The sequence below is a fragment of the Nocardioides sediminis genome, from assembly GCF_003047295.1.
Taxonomy (GTDB): Bacteria; Actinomycetota; Actinomycetes; order Propionibacteriales; family Nocardioidaceae; genus Nocardioides; species Nocardioides sediminis.
The window spans coordinates 39,988-57,382 of record NZ_PZYZ01000013.1; the positions used below are offsets into that span (position 1 = coordinate 39,988).

The following is a 17,395-nucleotide window of genomic DNA, read 5'->3' on the forward strand; positions in this document are numbered from 1 at the left end:
GTCAGTCGTCCGCGGGCACCGGCATGCGGAGCAGCCAGGCGTACATCGTCTTGCCCAGGTGGTCCGAGCGCAGCGACCGCGTGCCGCCACCGTCGAGCGCGCCCTGCATGACGAAGTTCAGCGCCCGGATGTGGGGCATCTCGTAGCGCCTGACCTCGCCCTGCACGAGGGAGCCGAAGTGCTCCTTCACGCGCTCCTCGGTGAGGTGGCGCCGCAGCCTGTCGAAGCCCTCGTCGTCCCAGGCGACGAGACCGACGTTGCACACGTCGCCCTTGTCGCCCGAACGACCGTGGGCCAGGTCGTGGACCTTCTGCTCACTCACCAGCGACCTCCATCAGCTCGACCTCCTGGGTGATCAGCTCGCGCGGGATGAGGCAGGGCCACAGCGCGTAGAGCTCTTTCAGCGGCGGGCGGGTCCCGATCCCGGCGACGCCGGCGGGCCCGTTGTTGTAGAGCGGGACGCTCTGCGTGAAGATCTTGGCCGCCTCGGACGCCGACTGGCAGCGTGCGGCGTACCGGACGACGATCTCGTCCAGGTCGGCGTCGACCGGCTCGGGGATCCGGTCACCGAACATCGAGTTGATGCCGATGTACTCGACCCTGTCGTCGTCGAACTGGAAGTCGGCACGCTTGAGGCGCTCGCGCAGGAACTCGAGCCCACGCTGCGCCTTGTCGTAGGCATCCGGCCAGGTGTAGGTGAACTGGACCTCGCCGACGAAGCCCGCGCGGTAGCCGATGTTGACCTTCAGCATCTCGGGCGCCTCTCGGCCGGTGACGCCGCCCAGCTCGACGCGGTCCTCGCCGACCTCGGTCAGCGTGATCTGCGTGAAGTCTCCAGTCACGTCGGCCGTCAGGTAGGTGCCGGGGTCGTGGATCTCGTAGACCATCTGCTCGCTGACGGTGGCGACGGTGACCGCGCCGCCGGTGCCGTCGGGCTTGGTGATCACGACGCTGCCGTCCTCGGAGACCTCGGCGATCGGGTAGCCCATCGCCTCCATCCCCTCGATGTCGCGCCAGCCCCCGTCGAGCAGTCCACCGGTCGCCTGGCCGCCGCACTCGGCGGCATGCGCCGCTGCAGCGGCGATGCCGATGCGGTGCCAGTCATCGGGAGCCCAGCCGAGCTCGTGCACCAACGGGCCGATGTAGAGCGCCACGTCAGTGACGCGACCGCAGATCACCACGTCCGCGCCGGCCTCCAGTGCTTCCACGATCCCCTCGGCGCCCGTGTAGACGTTGGCGTGGGTGAGGCGCTCGCGCACGTCGGCCAGCGGCCGGCCGGTCTCCATGTTCGCGAAGGGGACCCCCGCGTCCATGAGATCGTCGATGCGGTGCAGGATGTCATCGCCGGTGACGACGGCGATCTTCACCGTGACCCCCAGCTCACGGGCGATAGCGGCAACCGCCTCGCCGCACGAGCGCGGGTTCGCGCCGCCGGCGTTGGTGACGATCTTGATGCCCTTCTCGGTCGCGGTCGGGAGCACCGCGCGCATGAGGTCCAGGACGTCGCGGGTGTAGCCGCGCGACGGATCCTTGGCCCGCTGCTTGCCCAGGATGGACATCGTCAGCTCCGCGAGGTGGTCACAACAGAGGTAGTCGATCTGACCTCGCTCGACCAGCTCGACCGCTGCTCGGATGTTGTCACCCCAGAACGCCATGCCGGCGCCGAGTCGAACGGTTTTCACGATCACGTCCTATCTATGCATATCGTTCGTATGAACACTGTACGCGACCACCAGCCCTGGGAGGTACCTGGCACCTGACCGTCCCGGTGCGCGGACACGTCAGGGCTGACCGCCATCCACCTGGAGCACCGCTCCGGTGGTGTAGCTCGACAGATCGGAAGCGAGGTAGAGGGCTGCGCCCACGATCTCGTCTGGCTGCCCACCGCGACCCAGGGCGAAGGTCTCCGCACGGCGCGCGAACACCTCGGCGTCCCACGACTGACTGACGTCGGTGAGGAAGGTGCCGGCCATGATGGCGTTGACCCGCACGGCCGGCCCGTACGCGTGGGCAAATCCGACCGTCATCGCGTTGAGCCCGGCCTTGGCAGCGGAGTAAGGGATGATGTGGGGCCGCGGTCGTACGGCTCCCATGCTGGAGATGTTGATGATCGACCCGTGCCCGCGCTTCGCCATCGCCTCGCCGACCAGCGCGGTCAGCCGGAACGGGCCGCGAAGATTGACCGCGACGACCTTGTCGAAGAGCGCCTCAGAGACGTCGGTGACGGAGTCGTAGAGGGGCGACATCCCGGCGTTGTTCACCAGCACGTCGATCGGTCCCACGCGCGACTCGACGTCGAGCACGAGCGTCTCGCTCTCGCCCCACTCGCCGGCGTGGTACCTGGCGGCGTACGCCTCGCGCCCGGTTTCCTGCTCGAGCTCCACCGCCGCGACCTCGCACGACTCGACATCGCGGCTCGCCACAACCACCGTCGCGCCAGCCGCGGCGAACCCACTGGCCATCGCCCGACCGAGACCTCGACTCCCGCCCGTGATGACGACGACGCGCCCCTCGAGCCCAAAGCCTGGTGCCTGCTGCATCGACACGGTTCCCTCTCCGTATGTCAGTTAGAAAGCGCGGACTCGCCGAGGAACGCCCGCAGAATGGCGCGGTCCGCCCTCGCCGCCGCGACATCCCCGGTGAAGCCCACCTCGCCCTGCGAGATCGCGACGACCTCGTCGGCGACCTGCAGCCCGGCTTCGGCGTTCTGCTCGACCATGAGGACACCGATGCCGGAGTCCGCGATCTCGCGGGCGGTCATGAGCACGGTCTGCACGACGCTCGGCGCGAGGCCCATCGAGGGCTCGTCCATCAGCACGTACTTCGATCGCGACATCAGCGCGCGACCGAAGGCGAGCATCTGCTGCTCGCCACCGCTGAGCAGCCCGGCCGCGCCATCGCGGCGGTCGCTGAGAATCGGGAACATCCCGTAGACCTTCTGGAGGGTATCGGCCCGGTCGGTCGCGCTCGTGCTGTATCCGCCGAGAAGGAGGTTCTCCTCGACGGTGAGCGGGGCGAAGACGCGGCGCCCCTCTGGCACCAGCGACACACCAGCCCGCACGACCTTGTGGGTGTCCTTGCCGGTGATGTCCGTGCCGTCCACGCGAACGCGGCCCGAGTCGACGGACTGCAGCCCCATGACCGCGCGCAGCGTGGTTGTCTTCCCGGCACCGTTGGCGCCCAACACCAAGGTCACTCGGCCCGGCCGGGCCGCAAGACTGACCCCGCGCACGGCTCGCACCTTCCCGTAGGAGACGTGAAGTTCATCGATCTCAAGCATCCGCTCGCCATCCCTTGCCCATGTAGGCCTCCTGGACGGCGGGGGTCTTAACCACGTCAGCAGGGACACCCTCGCCGATCAGCTTTCCGAAGTTCATCGCATAGAGGTGGTCGCAGGTGTCCACCATCATCTGGACGTCGTGCTCGACGAGCAGCTGCGTCAGCCCCTGGGCGCGCAGGTCGGACAGCAGCGCGGCGATCTCCAGCTTCTCCGACTTCGTCATGCCTGCCACGGGCTCGTCGAGCAACAGCAGGCGTGGCTGCATGACGATGGCGCGCGCGATCTCGACCCGCCGCTGCACGCCGTAGGACAGCTCGGACGGCGTCCACTTCACGAACTTCGCGAGCCCGGTCCGATCGATGACGTCGGCGACGCACTCCTTCCGCTCGGTCGCGGCGGCGCGCCGCGACACACCGCTCGACCGGCCGACGTCGGCACCGAGCAGGATGTTCTGCTCGACCGTCAAGTCGCCGAGGAGTCGTACGGTCTGGAAGGTCCGTGCCATGCCCCAACGGGCGAGCTTGAACGTGGGTACGTCGTCGTAGGGGCGGCCGTCAAAGGTGAGCGACCCCGACTTGAGCGGGACGAGCCGCGTGATGCCGGCAAGGATGGTGCTCTTGCCCGACCCGTTGGGTCCCAGGAGCCCGAAGATCTTTCCCTCGGCGATCTCCATCGTCACGCCGTCCACCGCCTTGACGCCGCCGAAGTGGATGGCGACGTCGCGGGCGTCCAGGACGAGCGCAGACGCCGGCTCAGCGACTGTCGGTGGAACTGTGTGCTGCGTCATCGGGCCTCCTCCTTCCGGCTGGCGCCGACCGCGTCGACCACCGCCGCTCCGCCGGCGTCCTGCTCTGCGGCGGCCTCCTGGTCCTCGTGCTCGAGCTGGCGCCGGACGAGCCGCCGGCGTGCCTGGTCGGCGATCCCGAGCAGACCACCCGGCACGAATATGGCCGCGACGACGACGAAGAGGCCGTAGATGACCTGCTGGTAGCGCTCCATGGCCTGGAGGTAGAAGGGGAGCCAGGTCACGATCACGGCGCCGATCGCTGCACCAACCCAGGACCTGTAACCGCCGACGATGATGATCGTCAGCGCGGTGACGACGAGCGAGAACCCGACGTTGACCGGTGAGATCGTCGACCTGAGCAGGACCTCGAGCCCGCCTGCCAGCGAACCGAACACGCCGCTACCGACGAAGGCCACCAGGCGGTACCGGTTGACGTTGATACCCATGGAGACCGCGAGCTCAGGATCGTCACGGACAGCATCGATGCGACGACCGAGGGTGCCGCGCTCGGTCCAGGTGAGGATGCCGGCGGCGACCACGCAGACGACGATGACGCTGCCGATCGTCAAGTCCGAGATGACCCCGAACATGCCGGACGCGCCGCCGGTCAGCTCCCCACCGTTGAAGGCGATGACTTGCACGATCAGGCTGACCGAGATCGTCGCCATGGCCAGGTACAGACCGCGCAGTCGTCTGACGATCAGGGCGAGTATCAGACTGACCACGACTGCGACGAGCACGCCGGCTCCGACGGAGACGACCGGGCTGACGATCTCGTCACTGCGCACTACGACGATCGCTGCCGTGTACGCGCCGAGCGCGTAGTTGGCCACGCCGGCGAATGAGAACACTCCCATCCGCATGGGGAACTGGATGCTCAGTGCGACGAGGAAGCTGATGAAGGTCGCCTGCACCAGGATGAGGTGGGCGTCGTACCAGGCGCTCATGTGCGACGCACCTCCTGACGACCTAGGATGCCCTGGGGTCGTACGAGTAGGACGAGGAAGAGGAGTCCGAACGACACCGCGTCAACCCAGGTGCCCGACGTGTTCGCGATCAGCAAGGTCTCGGCACCGGCGAGGAAGAACGCTCCGATGATCGTGCCGAGCATCGAACCGACGCCGCCGAGGATGATGATGGCGAAGGCCTTGAGCAGGAGAACGTCACCACTCTCAGCGGTGAGCGCACCGAAGCTGACGCAGAGGAGCGCACCGCTCAGACCTGCCATGCCACCCGCCACGGCCATGGCTGCGACACCAAGGCGACCCTGATCTATGCCCATGAGAGATGCGACCTCCGAGTCCACGCCGATCGACCGGAGCGCGAGTCCACTGCGCGAGCGACGTAGCCAGAGCACGACCGCAGTGCCGAGCAGCACGCCGACGACCCAGATCACGATCTGAATGTTCGAGATCCGCGCGCCGAGGAAGTCGTAGCTGGCGACCTCGAACGAGCCTGCGCGGAAGCTGAACGGGTTGCTCAACGTCTGGATCTGGACGATCGCCACCGGGATGCCCGCCAGACCGATCCCGCCGATCAGGATCTGCCTCTCAGCCGAGTCCTTGTCTTTCGCTCGCCGGAGGATGGGCCGCAGCACCAGCTGATACGCCAGCACTGACATGAGCGCGCCGACCACGACCCCAACCAGCAGCAGTGCCGCCAGCGGAAGACTGTTCCCGGTTTCCTGCATGAGGTAGAAGCCACTGAAGGCCGAGAACATGAAGATCGAGCCATGGGCGAAGTTGAGGACGTCGAGGGTCCCCCACACCAGGCTCATACCCATGGCGAACAACATGTAGATGCAGCCGAGCGAGACCGCGTTGATGAGTTCTTGCACTGACGCTCCTTGGTCAGGCGGTGCGACCGAGGTCTATGACCGCTCGGTCGCACCGCCGGTTCGGGTGTCGTCGAACGAGCAGCTCACTGCTCGAGCACGACGATCTTCTCTCCGTCCCACTGGACGACGTACCCGTCGGAGCGGGCGTCGTGGCCGTTGGCCTCGAAGGTCAGCTCTCCCTGGGTGCCCGTGAAGCCTGCCTGTCCTACCTTCTCGAGACCCGTCTTGATCGCGTCACGGGTGGCGCAACCCTCTTCCTCGATCGCCTTGGCGACCCACATGAGCGAGTCGTAGCCCTCGGCGGCGTAGTTGGTGGCCGTGCCGTCGTATGCCTCGGTATAGGCCTCGTCGAAGGCCTTCACCTCCGGAGTGTCGATGGAGGAGTCGAAGTTGGTCGGCCATGTGACCCCCGCGGCCGCCTTGCCGATCTCCGCCACCGCCGGCGCGGCGTTGGGGTAGCTCACCACCTCGCCCTGGTATCCCGACTGGATGACTGCCTGCATGGCGGAGGAGATCTGCGCGCCGACCATGAGGAGCCCGAGCGCGTCGGGATCATCGGCGATGGCCTTGTTGACCGGTCCGGCGTAGTCCTGCGTGGTCGACTGCGTCGCGACCTGCTCTCCCACCTGGAAACCGGAGTCCTCACCCACGGACGGGAGGACGTCGTGGCTCAACTGCTCGAGCGTGGGGATGTCGGCGGCGAACACTGTGTTGACCGACGTCGCGCCCTGCTTCTCGAGGTACTGCCCGATCTTGGGGTAGTAGGTGACCAGGGGCGGAGTGGCCCGGAAGTTCCAGTCCTCGTCCACGATCCCCTCGCTGCCGGCCTGGGTGTAGACCACCGGGACCTCGGACTTGCCAGCGATGGGCGCGACCGCGAGGGCCTGGTCGCTGAGGACGGGTCCCAGGATCGCGGACACGCTGGAGTCCGCGGCGGCCTGCGTCACGTGGCTCGCGGCGGTCTGCACATCCCCAGCCGTGTCCTTGACCTCGACCTCGAGCTTTGAGCCGTCGAGCATGTCGCCGCTGTTGATCTCGTCGGCCGCGAGCTGGATGCCGCGCCAGGCTTCCGTACCCGTGTACGCCGCGACGCCCGTCTGGTCCTTGACCGTCACGATCTTGATCGTGTCGGGCAGACCCGACTCGCAGTCGCCGGTGGCAGCTGCCGACCCGCCTCCGGAGCCGCCACACGAGGCAAGGCCGCTGGCCGTCATGAGGGTGGCCCCAACGATGCCCGCTGAACGAAGCAGATTCTTGTTCACAACGAACTCCTGATGCGTATATATGGTGATTATGATTCGCACACCCAGTATGCGCGCTCCGAGGGGTGGTGTCCACCGTCACAACGAATTCTCTGCGCATGTTTTTACCCGACGGCGCCCACGGCACGCGACCAGGACCGCCACGAGAGACGCCAAGAGTCAGATCAGGCCAACGACCGGGCTACTGGCGACACCGAGGAGCGCAGCGAGCAGGCCGCCGAGTGCCGCCCCCTGCCCTTGTGGGGACCGTCCAAACTCGTTAATCTATGACAATCATTGTCTGGTTCTAGTGAAGGGGCCGGTGCTCAAGACCATGGTCGACCTCGATTCCCAGCTCGACGCGTTCTTCGCACAGGACCCCGCCGTCCTCGCGGATCCGTACCCGCTCTACGCGCAGCTGCGAGCCCAAGGGCCGACCTACCGGTACGAGAACGGCCCCGCCACCCTGGTGACCTCGCACGCCCATGTACGCGAGGCAATGAGCGGGTCCTTGCCGATCAGCAACAACGGGTGGCGTCACGGGGAGCACGCGGAGGGCGTCCTTGCCCGGCTGCCCCGACACCAGCTGACGCTCGCGATCGAGGTGCTCGACTTCGAGAGCACGTTCGTGAGCCGGCGCGACGGCGCCGACCACCTGCGGCTGCGTCGCATCGCCTCGCGCGCCTTCACGGCGCGGCGGATGGAGGCACTGCGGGACTCCGTGCAGTCCCGGACCGATGCGCTCCTCGACGACCTCGCCACGTCGGAGGCGCCCGACGTCAAGACACAGGTGGCGGACCGGCTCCCGCTCGCGGTCATCTGCGACACGATCGGGGTCCCCGAGACCGACCGTCACATGATCTGGCGATGGGCGATCGCGATCTCCGAGCACTTCAGTCTCACCGAGTCCAGCCTTCCGAACGCCGTCGACGCGATCGGCGAGTTCCGCGAGTATGTCGTGCGCATGATCGACCGGTTGCGCGACACCGGCGAGGGACCGGATCTCGCCATGCAGCTGCTCGCCGGCGGCGACCGCGAAGGCCTCACCGATGAGGAGCTCGTCGCGATGTACCTCTTGCTCATCTTCGGGGGCACGGAGACGACGACGAATCTGCTGGGCTCCGGATTCCTCAACCTCCACACCGGTCGTCGTCAGTGGCGCGAGGTGGTCGAGAGTCCCGAGCTGGTCCGTCCGGCCGTCGAGGAGATGCTGCGCTATGACCCGTCGGTCCACTTCCTTCCCCGCGTCGCGACCGACGACCTGGTGCTCGGCGGCCGTGCGGTGCGCGCGGGCGAGTCCCTGCTCACCATGATCGGAGCGGCCAACCGCGACGAGATGGTGTTCGAGGATCCCGAGACATTCGACATCCACCGCTCCAACGCCTCGGCCCACCTCTCCTTCGCGATGGGACCCCACTTCTGCTTGGGCGCCGCCCTTGCCCGCATCGAGGGTGAGATCGTCTTCTCGAGCCTGGCACGGCGGTTCCCCGACATCGAGCTCGCGTCGGCCGACGTCCACTACAAGGGCAGCAGCATGCAGCGGATGATCACGTCCCTGCCCGTCACCCTCTCCACCCGGAACCCGGCCGCCTGAGCATGACGACCATGGTTCCCGGCACTCTCGGTTTCGACCTGGCCGCCGTCGCCGCACGACGCGGCGATGCCACCGCGATCCGCTCGGGCGACCGCGAGGTGTCGTACGCCCAGCTCGACGGCCTGGCTGAGCAGGTTGCGGGCCGGCTCGCCGGGGAGGGACTCGGCAGGGGCGACCGGGTGCTCCTCCTCACCCGATCCGCGATCGACACGTTCGCACTGCTCGCCGGCGCGGCAAGACTGGGAGCGGTCACCGTGCCCGCGAACTGGCGACTCTCTGAGGCGGAGCTCTCAGGAGTCGTGGCCGACGCCCGCCCGGCGCTTGCCTTCGCCGACGCGTCGTACGCTGCCTCACTCCACGCCGCCGACGGATCCATGCCCGTGGTGGTGCTCGACGCCTCCGGTCTCGATGCCTGGCTGGACGGGCCCCGGGACGAGGTGACCGTCGATCCTGAGGGCAGACCAGTCCTGCAGATCTACACGTCCGGCACGAGCGGCCAGCCGAAGGGCGTGCTGCTCACGGACATCAACCTGTCCCAGAAGGTCGTACGGATGGGTGAGGAATGGGCCTTCAGCTCCGAGTCGGTGAGCCTGCTCGCCACTCCGCTCTTCCATATCGGCGGCCTCAGCTGGGGCCTCATCAGCCTGGCTGCGGGCAGCACCCTCGTCGTACCTCCGGTCGTCAGCACCGAGCGCCTACGGCACGACATCGAGAATGCCGGTGCCACGCACGCGTTCCTGGTCCCGAAGATGTTGACCGACCTCGTCGACGCGATGGCGTCCGCCGGCGCGAGCACGACCTCGCTCGAGGTGGTGGTCTGCGGCGCGGCCCCGGTCAGCGTCGCACTGCAGCAGAAGGCGTCTCGCACGCTCGGCTGCCGGCTCGTCCAGGTCTACGGCCTCACCGAGACGACGGGGGCCGTGACGCAGCTGGAGGCCTCTGCCGCACTCGCCGCGCCGGACCCCGAAGCGGTGCTGCGGTCGGCCGGCAGGCCGTACCCCTGGGTCGACATCGAGATCCGTGACCCCGAGACGTCGTCCCCCGTCGCGACCGGCAGCGCGGGCGAAATCTGGGTCCGCTCGCCCCAGAACTGCAGCGGCTACTGGGGTCGGCGCGATGACACGGAGGCGCTGCTCGTGGACGGGTGGCTGCGCACGGGCGACGGCGGTCTCATCGACGCGGACGGTCGTCTGCACATCACCGACCGCCTCAAGGACATGATCGTCTCCGGCGGGGAGAACATCTACTCCGTCGAGGTCGAGCGTGCTCTCCAGCAGCACCCCTCGGTACGGGACGTCGCGATCATCGGCCGACCCGATGACGCCTGGGGCGAGGTGGTGGTCGCGGTCGTCGAACTCGAGGACGGTCGGCAGATCACACTCGAGCAGGCCGCCGAGCACGTCGCCTCGCGCGTGGGCCGTTACAAGCGCCCACGCGACCTCGTGGTCGTGGACGCGCTCCCCCGCAACACCAACGGCAAGATCCTCAAGAACCAGATCCGGAGGCAGCTCGCCTCCGGCGACTCCGGGAAGGCACGACCATGACGTCTCCCATCAGCGATCCCGACGAGGTCCGCATCCTCTCCTTCGTCAACCACATCCCACCGGTGGCCGGGATCGAAGAACACATCGAGCGGGCGTTCTCGTGGGGGGTCGACGCAATCGTCGCCCAGGGCACGGGCAGCGACTGGGGGCCGTACTGGCTCGGCTCGGGCCTCCAGGTCGAGTCCGACGTCGCCCGCAACGTGCTGCCGTACGTCCGCGCCGCCAAGAAGCACGGAGTCCCCTTCGTCTTCTCCTTCGGCATCGCCGGCGGCAACGTGCACCTGGAGAAGTGCCTCGGCGACCTCCAGCGGGTGTGCGTCGCAGAGGGGCTGGACCTCGACGTCGCGGTGATCGAGTCCGAGCTCAGCAGCGAGTACCTCGCCGAGCGGATCCGCGTCGGCGCCCCCGTCCTCCCGGCCAGCGACGCCCCTCACCTCACGCCGCAGCTCACCGAGGAGGACGCTCACGCTGCCGAGCGCATCGTCGCCCTCATCGGCCCGGAGCCGGTGCAGGAAGCCCTGCACGCGGGAGTCGACGGCGTGATCACCGGACGCGCACTCGACATCGGGCTCTTCATGGCGGTCGCCATGAACCGCGGCATCTCGCGCGCGGTCGCTGGGCACGCGGCGAAGCTCCTCGAGTGCGGCGGCCTGGCCCTCGAGCCCGGTGACTCGGCCAACTGCATGTGGGCCCGCATCGACGCCGAGTCCGTCGAGGTGCGCAGCCCCAATCCGGCCTCGCGTCCCACGGTCGCCGGCCTGGTCTCACACGGCTTCTACGAGCGGTCCCACCCCTACGCCGAGGAGAACCCGGGCGGCACGCTCGATCTCAGCGGCGTCGTCTACACCGAACTCCCGGACGGCGGCATCCGCGGGACTGGCGCCCAGTGGATCGACGCCCCTTACACCCTTCTGCTGGAGGGCGCGACCCGCGTCGGCTATCGCTCCATCTGCCAGCTCGGCGTGCGCGACCCGGCCCTGCTGTCACAGGTCCGCACCTGGATCGGGACGGCGGAGGACCAGACCCGGGCGAGGTACGCCGACGAGTTCGGCGACGGACGCGTCCAGCTCAGCACCCGGGTCTTCGGCCTCGACGCCGTGCTCGGTGAGCTCGAGCCGGAGAAGACAGTCACGGGACACGAGGCCGCAGTCGTGGTCGACGTCGTCGCCGACGAGCAGGCGCTGGCCAACCAGGTCGGCTACTACGCCTTCATCCGGCTCTTCATCGGTCCCTACGAGGGCCGCAAGACCACCGCTGGCAATGCCGCCTCGCCGTACATGCCGGTCGTCATCCCCGTCGGGGAGGTCTTCACCTTCGGCATCTACCACCTGCTGCCGCTCGAGGACCCCGTGGCCCCGTTCCCGTTCACCGTTCGCCACTTCGGCGCATCCACCGCATCCCAGGAGGGCTGACCCATGCTGCTCGATGAAGCCGCCCGCGTGATCCGCAGCAAGAACGCCGGGCCATTCACCCTGACCCTGGACATCTTCTTCTCCTCCGAGGAGAACTTCCGTACGGCGCAGGCGAGCGCTCTAATGACGCCGGAAGGCGTGGCCGAGGCCTATGGCGTGCCGGTCTCGACGGTCAAGGGCGTCTACTGGGACGAACGCGTGATGGCGGCGAAGGTCTCGCTGGCCCGCTGGACCAGCAGCGCCGATCCCTTCTGCTCCGACATGTTCGGGGCTCACCTGCATCTCCCGCTCTCGCAGAGCTCACTGTGAGCGCCGGTCCGTCGACCTCCCTCGAGCGCGGCAGCATCGCCGCCATCACCGGCGCTGCGAGCGGGATCGGACGTGCGCTCGCGCTCGACCTCGCCGGACGGGGCGTCGATGTGGCGCTGCTCGACCTCGCTGGCTCAGCGCTGGCCGAGACCGCGGACCTCGTCTCGGCAATGGACGTACGCGCCCTACCGCTCGAGGTCGACGTCCGAAGCCAGGAGTCAGTCTCAGCCGCGGCCACGCGCGTGGCCGAGGACCTCGGCGACGTCGACCTGCTCTGCAACAACGCCGGGGTGCTCGGCCCCTTCCGTCCGGTCTGGGAGCAGAGCGCGTCGGACTGGCGCTGGGTCCACGAGGTGAACCTCCTCGGGGTCGTCCACGGCATCGTGGCGTTCGTGCCGGCCATGATCGCGCGCGGCTCAGGGCACGTGCTCAACACTGCCTCGATCAACTCACTGGTGCCACTGGAGGTGGGGGGCAACGGGCCCTACGCCGCGAGCAAGGCCGGCGCGCTCGCGGTCTCCGAGGTGCTGCGCACCGATCTGGGCCGGGCGGCTCCAGCCATCGGGGTCACGGTGGCCCTCCCAGGCCCGGTCCTGACCAACATCCGCCAGTCCGAGCGCTGGCGCCCCGACGAGCTCCCGGCGGTCGGTCCCAGCGAGGTGCTCCCGACGGTCGAGTTCGGCTACGAACGGATCACCCCCGAGACGGCCGCCGAGCGGATCCTCGCCGCCGTCGAGCGCGGCGACCGCTACGTCCTGCCCAACCACGGCAGCGAGGTCGACGTGCGGGCGGCGTTCGCCCACATCCTCGGCGACTGAGCCGAGTCCGCAACCGCGCCGTGACCACCCCGAAGGAGATGAACCCGAATATGCTGGAGAACCAGGTCGTCCTGATCACTGGCGCCGCGCGCGGGATGGGCGAGGCGGTGGCGACCAGGTGTCGCGAACGCGGCGCCCACCTCGTGCTCGTCGATCGTGACCCGCAGGTCAAGGAGCTTGCGGCACTCCTGGACGCGACCGCCGTGATCGGCGACGTCACCGACAGCACCCTGGCGCACACGACCGTCGAGGAAGCCGTCCGGTCGCACGGGCTGGTCACCGGTCTCGTCAACGTCGCAGGCATCCACGCGCACGGCGGCGTCGCCGACGTGACCGACGAGGACTGGGATCGTGTCCTGGCCGTCAACCTCACCGGCCCGATGGTCTGGATGCGCGCGGCTGTCCCCGCGATCGTGGCGGCCGGCGGCGGGTCGGTGGTCAACTTCGGGTCGATCGCAGGATCGCACGGCCGACCCGACTGCGCCGCGTACGTCGCGTCGAAGTCGGGACTGCTCGGCCTGACCCGCAGCGTGGCGCGCGACTACGGCCACGCGCACGTCCGCGTCAACACGCTGTCGCCCGGCACCATCGACACGCCGATGTTCCGCGAGCACGAGGCGAAAGGCGGGTCCAACCGCAACGACCACCTGCCGCGGATCCCGCTCGGGCGCCTCGGCACGACCGACGACGTCGCCAACGTGACCGCGTTCCTGCTGTCCGACGAATCCGCCTACGTGAGTGGCCTCGACGTGGTCGTCGATGGCGGCCGCGTGTCCTGGACCTGACCCCCGCCGCATCACCGAGAGGACGACCATGAACGACGACGACCTGACCCGACGGATCCGACGGCTCGAGGACCGAGTCGCGATCAACGAGCTGCTGGTGCGGTACTCCATCGCGTGCGACGTACGCGACTTCGAGGCGCTCGGCGACTGCTTCTCGGACGACGGCAGCTTCGAGGCGGTGGCAGGGAAAGTGGAGGGGCGCGAAGCGCTCGTGGACTACTACCGTGGCCGCTTCAAGCTCTACGGCCCGACCGTGCACATCCCCGAGGCCAACACCATCGACTTCGACGACGAGGACGACGACCGCGCGACGGGCACCGTCATCGCGCGATCGGAGATCATGATGGACGGCGCCTTCCTCGTCAGCGCCCACTACTACCGCGACGAGTACGCGAGGTGCGCGGACGGTGCGTGGCGGCTGCGCACCCGCGACAACGAGTTCATCTACGGGATGCCGCTCTCCGAGCTCCCGACCCACCCGTGGCGCGAGCCCCGTCGACGGTGGCCAGGGGTCGATCCGGTCGCTGCCGACGTACCGGAGGGCACCCAGACCTGGCAGGCCTTCGAAGCCGAGATCGACCGGCGCTGAGCCGATCCGAAGACGATGGCGGGGCCGGTGGACGTCCACCGGCCCCGCCGTCGTCGACGGATCAGAGGAGCAGCTGCCCGGAGTCGACGGCCAGAGCGGTGCCGGTCACGAAGCGCGCATCCTCGGAGAGCAGGAACGCCACGGCGTTCGTGATGTCCTCCGGCTCGACGAGCCCTTGCTGCATGGCGTTCGCCATCCACCCCGGAGGCGCGTCTGCGATCACACCTGCGAAGAAGTCGTTGACCACCATCTTGGTGTTCACGCCCATGGGCATCACGGTGTTGACACGGATGCGGTGCTGCCCCAAGGCCATGGCGAAGTTGCGCATGATGGCGAGCACGCCGTGCTTGGCAGCGCCGTACCCGACCTGACCGGGCGAGAGCATGTCCACCTTGTAGGCGACGCCGCGCATGCTGGACGTCGAGCCGGTGATGACGATCGACCCGCCCTCGCCGCGCTGGATCATCCCGGGGATGACGGCCTTGAGCGTGTAGAAGACCCCGCTGAGCATGGTGTCGACCGAGTCGTGCCACGCCGCGATCTCCTGGGCGGGCGGGCCGGTGGTCGCCATGATCCCCGCGTTCGCGCAGACCAGGTCGATCCGCCCGAACCGTTCCTCGACCGCCGCGACCGCCGCGTCGACCTCGTCCTTGTTCCGCACGTCGCCCTGGATCCCGATGAACTCCTGGCCGAGGTCGCGAACCAGCTTCTCGGTCTCGACAAGATCCTCCGGCGTCGCCATCGAGTGCTGGACCGAGGGGATCTGTCGGCAGATGTCGAGCACGGCCACGTCGGCGCCCTCTGCGGCGAGCGCCAGAGCATGCGACCGACCCTGACCTCGCGCACCTCCGGTGATGAACGCCGTCTTGCCTTCAAAGCGACCCATGGCTGCCACGTCTCTCTATGCGTATGGTTAGCACCAATGTAACCGTCGTCGCACCGCCTGCCAACACAGGGTGCGAGCGAGAACGAAGAGGTTCCACCGTGCGAGTCCCCGAACGCCGCCACGCACTGACACGCAAACCCAGCACGCCCGTCGCTCATGACTACGACATCATCGCTGTCGGGGCCGGGACCGGGGGGCTCGTCGCTGCCATCACCGCAGCCCACACGGGACGACGGGCCTTGGTCATCGAGAAGACTTCGCTGCTCGGCGGAGTGACGGCCTACTCCCAGGGACAGATGTGGGCCGCCGCCAGTGACCAGGCGATCGGCGCGGGAGTGACGGACTCGCCCGCTGCTGGATACCGCTACCTGCGCAGGCTCGGTCTCGGACACGGAGACGCTGACGTGACCGCCGCCTTCTGCCAGCTGGCTCCCGAGGTGCTCCGATTCCTCACCGACGAAGCAGGCGTCCCGTGGCGGCTCGTCGACCTGGCTGACTACTACTTCCCGGTCTTCGACGATGCGCTGGAGACCGGCCGCTACCTCGAGGTTGCCCCCTACATCGGCGCCGATCTCGGCCCGTGGCGGTCCTTGCTCAGGGTCTCCCCACACGTTCCCTACCGACTCACCCATGACGTCCTCTACGACCTTCCCTGCGGTGCTCGTTCACACACCTGGGACGCGCGCGTGACCGCGGAACGAGAGGCCGGCGACGAGCTCGCGATGGGAACCGGGCTGGCGGCGCACCTACTGCACGCTGCCGTCGAGCTGGGGGTCGACATCATCACGGACACGACCGTTCACTCGCTGGTGGCGCACGAGAACCGGGTGACCGGCGTAGAGCTTGAGACGGACGGCGGGCGACGCCCGGTTGCTGCGCGCGACGGGGTGGTGCTGGCCACTGGTGGCTACGACTGGCACCCAGAGCTCGCCCGCGAGTTCGAGGTCAACCTCGGCATGACCTCCGCCGCACCGCCGTCCATCGTCGGCGACCACCTGCGGCTGGCTGGTGCGGTCGGCGGTCGCCTGTCCCACCATCCGAAGGCGATCCGCCTGGGTGTCCGTGTTCCGGGGGACGACGACGGCAGACCGCTCAACCGGGTGCTCGGAGCCATGGCCATGCCGCACGCGCTCCTCGTGAACCGGGACGGCCGCCGGTTCGGCGACGAATCGTTCTACCCGTCGATCGGACACGCGATCAAGGAGATCGACGGACGCACGCAGACCACGCCCAACTGGCCCTGCTGGATGGTCTTCGACCAGCAGTTCCGTGATCGCTACCAGCTCGGACCAGTCCGCCCGGGGGAGGAGTTCCCGGTCGAGTGGGGCGTCGTCTCGGCTTCCGACCTCGATGAGCTGGCAGCCACGACTGGCATCGACGCAGCCGGGCTGGCAACACAGGTCGAGCGATTCAACACATTCTGCGACACCGGACACGACGCGGACTTCGGCCGGGGAAGCAGGCCATGGGCCCAACGCAACTACGGCGACCCCGAGATGAGCGGCAATCCCTGTCTCGGCACGGTCGCACAACCGCCGTTCTACGCACTCCGCCCCGGCCTCGTCGGGACCGGCATCCCGACGCTCGGACTCGCGACGGACCGCCACGGAAGCGTGCTCGACCATCGCGGCCTGCCGATCGCGGGGCTGTACGCCGTGGGCAACTCCTCGACGCTTCATGAGGTGGGAGCCGGATACCAGAGTGGCGTCGCCAACACACGTGCGGCGGTGTTCGCCTATGCCGCAGTGCGACACGCGTCCGGCGACGCGACACAGCTGCGCGAGCTCGAGGAGATCCAATGACCGGCGTTGCGTTCGACAAGCCTGTGAAGCAGCTGGATCGCGTGATCATCCGGTTCGCCGGCGACTCCGGCGACGGCATGCAGCTCACCGGTGACCGGTTCACCCAGGAGTCGGCCGTCTTCGGCAACGACCTGGTGACGCTGCCCAACTTCCCCGCCGAGATCCGCGCCCCTCAGGGCACCCTGCCCGGCGTGTCGTCGTTCCAGGTCCACTTCGCCGACCACGACATCCTCACCGCCGGCGACGCCCCCGACGTGCTGGTGGCGATGAACCCCGCCGCGCTGCGCGCCAACCTCGGCGACCTCCCGGTCGGCGCCACGATCATCGTCGACACCCACGACTTCACCGCCCGCAACCTCGCCAAGGCGGGGTACGACGCCAACCCGCTCGACGGCGACGACCTCGCCGAGTACGCCGTGCACCCCGTCGACCTGACCGGCATGACGGTCGCGGCGGTCAAGGAGTTCGGCCTGTCCCGCAAGGACGCCGCCCGCGCCAAGAACATGTTCGC

General features: G+C 68.3%; 18 protein-coding genes. 9 read left to right on the forward strand and 9 right to left on the reverse strand.

The genetic code is table 11. From position 1 onward, the window contains the following. Position 1: 1 nt before the first annotated feature. The 8 genes from DAI17_RS20250 to DAI17_RS20285 form a co-directional block, all read right to left on the reverse strand. Complete coding sequence (locus tag DAI17_RS20250; RefSeq protein ID WP_107775057.1) at positions 2-322, reverse strand: AtuA-related protein; 321 nt, start codon at positions 320-322, stop codon at positions 2-4. Then, positions 315-1,682, reverse strand: a complete 1,368-nt coding sequence (locus DAI17_RS20255) for an acyclic terpene utilization AtuA family protein (protein ID WP_159081676.1) — start codon at positions 1,680-1,682, stop codon at positions 315-317. Before DAI17_RS20255 ends, DAI17_RS20250 begins: the two co-directional genes overlap by 8 nt. A 99-nt stretch (positions 1,683-1,781) precedes the next feature. Then, a complete protein-coding gene (locus DAI17_RS20260; RefSeq protein ID WP_107775075.1) occupies positions 1,782-2,540 on the reverse strand; it encodes an SDR family NAD(P)-dependent oxidoreductase in 759 nt (252 codons plus the stop codon). Between the two features lie 23 nt (positions 2,541-2,563). Further along, complete coding sequence (locus DAI17_RS20265) at positions 2,564-3,280, reverse strand: ABC transporter ATP-binding protein (RefSeq protein ID WP_107775059.1); 717 nt, start codon at positions 3,278-3,280, stop codon at positions 2,564-2,566. Next, the gene (locus DAI17_RS20270; protein ID WP_107775060.1) at positions 3,273-4,067 is read right to left on the reverse strand and encodes an ABC transporter ATP-binding protein; all 795 of its coding nucleotides are present in this window, start codon (positions 4,065-4,067) and stop codon (positions 3,273-3,275) included. The genes DAI17_RS20265 and DAI17_RS20270 overlap by 8 nt, the downstream gene beginning before the upstream one ends. Continuing rightward, positions 4,064-4,981: a branched-chain amino acid ABC transporter permease gene (locus DAI17_RS20275; RefSeq protein ID WP_199905234.1), complete on the reverse strand. Its 918-nt coding sequence runs from the start codon at positions 4,979-4,981 to the stop codon at positions 4,064-4,066. The genes DAI17_RS20270 and DAI17_RS20275 overlap by 4 nt, the downstream gene beginning before the upstream one ends. A 29-nt stretch (positions 4,982-5,010) precedes the next feature. Continuing rightward, on the reverse strand, positions 5,011-5,904 hold the full coding sequence (locus DAI17_RS20280; protein ID WP_107775062.1) for a branched-chain amino acid ABC transporter permease: 894 nt from the start codon (positions 5,902-5,904) through the stop codon (positions 5,011-5,013). An 83-nt stretch (positions 5,905-5,987) separates the two neighbouring features. Then, complete coding sequence (locus DAI17_RS20285) at positions 5,988-7,019, reverse strand: ABC transporter substrate-binding protein (RefSeq protein WP_159081677.1); 1,032 nt, start codon at positions 7,017-7,019, stop codon at positions 5,988-5,990. A gap of 448 nt (positions 7,020-7,467) precedes the next feature. Between DAI17_RS20285 and DAI17_RS20290 the strand changes: the two genes are divergently transcribed. From DAI17_RS20290 to DAI17_RS20320, 7 genes are read left to right on the forward strand one after another with little or no spacing between them, the layout of a single operon-like run. Continuing rightward, complete coding sequence (locus DAI17_RS20290; RefSeq protein WP_159081678.1) at positions 7,468-8,739, forward strand: cytochrome P450; 1,272 nt, start codon at positions 7,468-7,470, stop codon at positions 8,737-8,739. Positions 8,740-8,750: 11 nt separating this feature from the next. Next, positions 8,751-10,283, forward strand: coding sequence for a class I adenylate-forming enzyme family protein (locus DAI17_RS20295; protein ID WP_159081679.1), 1,533 nt, complete (start codon positions 8,751-8,753; stop codon positions 10,281-10,283). Next, positions 10,280-11,695 carry an acyclic terpene utilization AtuA family protein gene (locus DAI17_RS20300; protein WP_107775066.1) on the forward strand — a complete coding sequence of 472 codons (1,416 nt, stop codon included), beginning with the start codon at positions 10,280-10,282 and terminating at the stop codon, positions 11,693-11,695. Before DAI17_RS20295 ends, DAI17_RS20300 begins: the two co-directional genes overlap by 4 nt. 3 nt (positions 11,696-11,698) lie before the next feature. Then, positions 11,699-12,004, forward strand: a complete 306-nt coding sequence (locus DAI17_RS20305; protein WP_107775067.1) for a DUF4387 family protein — start codon at positions 11,699-11,701, stop codon at positions 12,002-12,004. Further along, positions 12,001-12,822, forward strand: a complete 822-nt coding sequence (locus DAI17_RS20310; protein ID WP_159081680.1) for an SDR family NAD(P)-dependent oxidoreductase — start codon at positions 12,001-12,003, stop codon at positions 12,820-12,822. Before DAI17_RS20305 ends, DAI17_RS20310 begins: the two co-directional genes overlap by 4 nt. A 20-nt stretch (positions 12,823-12,842) precedes the next feature. Then, a complete protein-coding gene (locus tag DAI17_RS20315) occupies positions 12,843-13,607 on the forward strand; it encodes an SDR family NAD(P)-dependent oxidoreductase (RefSeq protein ID WP_159081681.1) in 765 nt (254 codons plus the stop codon). 28 nt (positions 13,608-13,635) lie between these two features. Further along, positions 13,636-14,196, forward strand: a complete 561-nt coding sequence (locus tag DAI17_RS20320) for a nuclear transport factor 2 family protein (protein WP_159081682.1) — start codon at positions 13,636-13,638, stop codon at positions 14,194-14,196. A gap of 61 nt (positions 14,197-14,257) precedes the next feature. Here DAI17_RS20320 and DAI17_RS20325 read toward each other — a convergent pair whose 3' ends face one another. Then, entirely contained in the window at positions 14,258-15,082 is an 825-nt protein-coding gene (locus DAI17_RS20325; protein ID WP_107775071.1) for a mycofactocin-coupled SDR family oxidoreductase, read from the reverse strand. Between the two features lie 98 nt (positions 15,083-15,180). Here DAI17_RS20325 and DAI17_RS20330 point away from each other — a divergent pair, with 98 nt between their 5' ends. Both DAI17_RS20330 and DAI17_RS20335 read left to right on the forward strand, forming a co-directional pair. Then, a complete protein-coding gene (locus DAI17_RS20330) occupies positions 15,181-16,884 on the forward strand; it encodes an FAD-dependent oxidoreductase (protein ID WP_159081683.1) in 1,704 nt (567 codons plus the stop codon). Further along, on the forward strand, positions 16,881-17,395 hold a 515-nt coding region (locus tag DAI17_RS20335), incomplete at its 3' end, for a 2-oxoacid:acceptor oxidoreductase family protein (RefSeq protein ID WP_199905235.1). The genes DAI17_RS20330 and DAI17_RS20335, both read left to right, overlap by 4 nt.